We start from the raw sequence: 3,963 nt of genomic DNA on the forward strand, positions 1-3,963 counted from the left end.
ATTATCCATTATCCATTATCCATTAATGAACTGTTCCCTCTTTTCTGGAGATGTCTAATATATTAAGAAAGATAAACCACAGCAAAAATCAAGAATGACCTCTACCTTAGTCCAACCAACCCTCGAATCTCTTAACGCCCCTACTATCCACCAATTACCCAATGGACTTACTATCATTGCCGAATATTTACCAGTTGAAGCAGTTAATCTCAATATTTGGCTAAACGTTGGCTCTGCAGTTGAGTCTGAACCAATCAATGGTATGGCCCATTTTCTCGAGCATCTAATTTTCAAAGGCACTCCCAAACTCCCTGGTGGTGAATTTGAACGCTTAGTGGAACAACAAGGTGCTGTAATGAATGCTGCCACTAGCCAAGACTATACCCACTTTTACATTACCACTGCTCCTAAAGACTTTGCCAAATTAGCACCTTTGCAGTGGGAAGTACTCCTCAATGCCAGCATTGCTGATGATCCTTTTGAAAGAGAGCGGTCTGTTGTACTAGAAGAAATTCGGCGCTCAAATGATAACCCTAACCGTCGTTGTTACCGAAAAGCTATTGAAACCGCCTTTGAAAAATTACCCTATCGTCGTCCGATATTAGGTCCTGCTGAAGTTGTTTCTCAACTGCAACCCCAACAAATGCGCGACTTTCACCATACCTGGTATCAGCCTACTTCTATGACTGCTACTGTAGTCGGAAATTTACCAGTAGAAGAATTAATTGATATCGTTGCTAGCTCATTTACCGAAGCAGAAAACAGCCAAAATATTCTAGAAGTACCTCCACTGCCACCCACAAATAATTTTACCCTAGAAGCACCTTTTACAGAAATAGTTCGCCATGAAGTAGTTGACGAAGCTCTTCAGCAAGCAAGGTTAATCATGCTTTGGCGCGTACCTGGGCTAACTCAATTACGTGAAACTTATACCTTGGATGTGTTGGCAACTATTTTGAGTCGGGGGAAAACATCTCGCCTGGTGCGTGACTTACGAGAAGAGCGAGGTTTGGTTTATTCTATTGGTGTGAGTAATATGAGTCATCGTCATCAAGGAGTTTTCTATATTTCTGCTAGGTTGCCAGAAGAAAATTTAGCAGAAGTAGAAGCAGCGATCGCTCACCATATACATACTATCCAACAAGAGTCGGTGACAGAAACAGAAATTCAACGCATTCGTACATTAGTCGCCAACAGGTTTGTTTTTGCCAATGAGACACCAGGCGATCGAGCTAATTTATATGGTTACTATCACTCAATAGTGGGAGACTTAGCACCAGCGCTAAATTATCCTAAACATATTCAGGCACTTGACTCATCAGATATTCAACAGGCAGCATCAAAATATTTGTCTGTTGATGCTTATGGAGTATTAGCGTTTCGACCTAAGTAGGTGTAAAAACCAGGCGTTGGTAAATCATTGGTTTTGCTGCTAGTTCCCTCAAAGGTAACCACAGAGAAGAAAAGTAGGTTCACAGGTCTAATTTCTAGCAAACCTACATCACTTTAAAAACCTGACTCAATTATAGCTTCAAATATTCGGTTGTGGGGAGATGCACCTAAAAATATTAGGGTGTGTCTCTCAACCTTTTGATGAAACAGTCCACTACAGCTACTGGAAGAGAATATTTACAGCGCTTTTGCTCATTGATGAACTACATCTTCATACATCAAATCTTGTAGGGACATTCCATGGAATGTCCTTACTGTGGTTTACCCAAATGAAAACCGCTGTAAAAAAAATATAGTATGGATTTTCCTGTTAGATCTTAATTATTCTGAATAATACTAATAATGCTGTTTGATGAGAAAGTAATATCATGTTCTCCCTCCGGGGGAGCTACGCTAACGGATAACTATTTATAATAAAATGTTTGTTTGTAGTTGGGCTTGAGCCTCTGAAATACTTACTATCATTGCCCAAGCTCAACTAAGAGCCTAATTATAACTGTTCTACCGAACATGATATCTCTGCTATTTTCGGATATTTTTCCTAGATATATTAATTTTAATTTTCTGCCAAGAAGAATCCAATCATCGGCAAATCTATGACAAATTTCTGCCTTACCGAATTTTTATGATGAAAAAAAGAAAAAAATCTATTTTTAGCCATAAATGGCGAGTATTTTGCCTAACAATAATTGCTTTTACTCTAACACTATGGGTTTCTCCAGCTAGTTCCCAAGAATCTGAAGCAGAAACTTCTGCCACAATTGCAGCAATTACTACTGAAGAACCGGAAATTCCTGTGGATGAGCTGAAGCTTTTGCTCAAACCTCTGACTCAGCAGGAATTAGAAGTCGAAGCTAAAGCTTGGCAGAATTTGCTAAAAGCTAAAGTTCAGGAAATTAGCGATGCTGAAATTGCAATCAAACGCAAAAATAGGGAAACCCGAAAATCTGAAGAAGCGGTTGATGCTATAGAAAAAGCTCAAAAATCTCTTGAGGAAGCAGAGGCAGGAAAAAATAGTGCATCTCTTAATTCTCCAGAAGCAGAAGAAGCTGAAAACAATCTAGAAGCGACACAAAAAGAACTTGCCAAAGCTCAAGAAGCTATTGAGGAAGCTGTTGAGGTTAAAAAACAAAGTGAAGGAAATGAGGAAGCCACCCAAAATCTAGAAGTAGTAGCAGAAGCGATCGAAGATGAAGTCAGTAATACAGATGATATCGATAGTCAACAGGAATTAGCAGAGAAAGAAAAACAGTTAGAAGCATTATCACAACAACTGGAAGATTCTAGTGAAGAGGCATCGGAAGTCAAGACTCAATTGGTTGTTGGTGTTACTGAGCTTCAACAGGAACAAACTGCCCTTGCCGATCGCTTTGATACTGTTTTGGATGAATTTGAGAGTAAAGGGGGCACAGCAGAATCTTTCCGACAATATATTCAATCTGTTAGTGGTGTCGAGATTGATGTGAGCGATACTGAAGGTTTGTGGTTAAGGATAGGTGGTTGGATAAAATCAGAAGAAGGTGGTTTACGTTGGGGCATAAATATTGGTATCTTTTCTGCAATTGTGGTTACTTCTGTAATTGTTGCTGGGATTTTAGGCTTTGTTACTAATAGGAGTCTGCGAATTTTAGGGGGAGTTTCCGATCCTTTGCGTCAATTTTTGGTCAGAAGTGTTTGGCAAGCAACTGTTGGTGTTGGTGTCTTATTAGCTTTGACAGCTTTGGAAATAAATCTTGGTCCAATTCTTGCTTTAGTTGGTGGTACTAGCTTCATCTTGGCATTTGCTTTGCAAACCAATATTGGAAATTTGGCTAGTGGTTTAATGATTATGGTCTATAGTCCGTTTAATGTAGGCGATGAAGTAGAATTATGTGGAACATCAGGCTATATTGACTCCATCAGTCTCGCTCATACAAAAGTAAAAGGTTGGACTGGTCAGATTATTACAATTCCCAATAACTCAGTTTTGAGTAGTGTAGTCGTTAATCATAGTGCCAGAGATACTCGTCGCGTTAGTTTACAAATTCGGGTTGGTTATAGTGAGAATTTGTCTAAAGTTGAGCAATTACTTTTGGATATTTTTAAATCTCATCCTTTAGTATTAGACCAACCAAAACCGAGTACATTTGCATGGAAATTTGCAGAATATTTTGTCGAGCTGTATGTAGGAGGATGGACTAAAACTTCAGATTATTGGGGGGTATATAATGAAACTATTCATCAGATTAAAGAACGATTTGTTCAAGCAGGAATAGAGATTCCTATTCCCCAGCAAGATATTCGTTTCAATGAGATGAAATAGTCCAAATAGACATCTCCAGAAAAGAGGGAGTAGGGAGTAGGGAGTAGGGAGTAGGGAGTAGGGAGAAATAATTGATAATTTATGTGTGATAATTGATTTTATTTTTGATTTTTGGAGATGTCTATTAGTTTGGCTTTTAGAATTATAGCCATAAGATTTGAGTTGTGAGATATTGAAAACTTTTAGGGAACACCGGATCTGGGAACAGG

2 protein-coding genes are annotated in these 3,963 nt (G+C 38.8%); both read left to right on the forward strand.

The annotated features are described in order from the left end of the window. Positions 1-94 precede the first annotated feature (94 nt). On the forward strand, positions 95-1,393 hold the full coding sequence (locus AC3DU7_RS27620) for a M16 family metallopeptidase (protein ID WP_488042464.1): 1,299 nt from the start codon (positions 95-97) through the stop codon (positions 1,391-1,393). Between the two features lie 684 nt (positions 1,394-2,077). Then, positions 2,078-3,754, forward strand: coding sequence for a mechanosensitive ion channel family protein (locus AC3DU7_RS27625; protein ID WP_488042465.1), 1,677 nt, complete (start codon positions 2,078-2,080; stop codon positions 3,752-3,754). The last annotated feature ends 209 nt before the right edge of the window (positions 3,755-3,963 follow it).

Source organism: Okeania sp. (assembly GCF_983059655.1).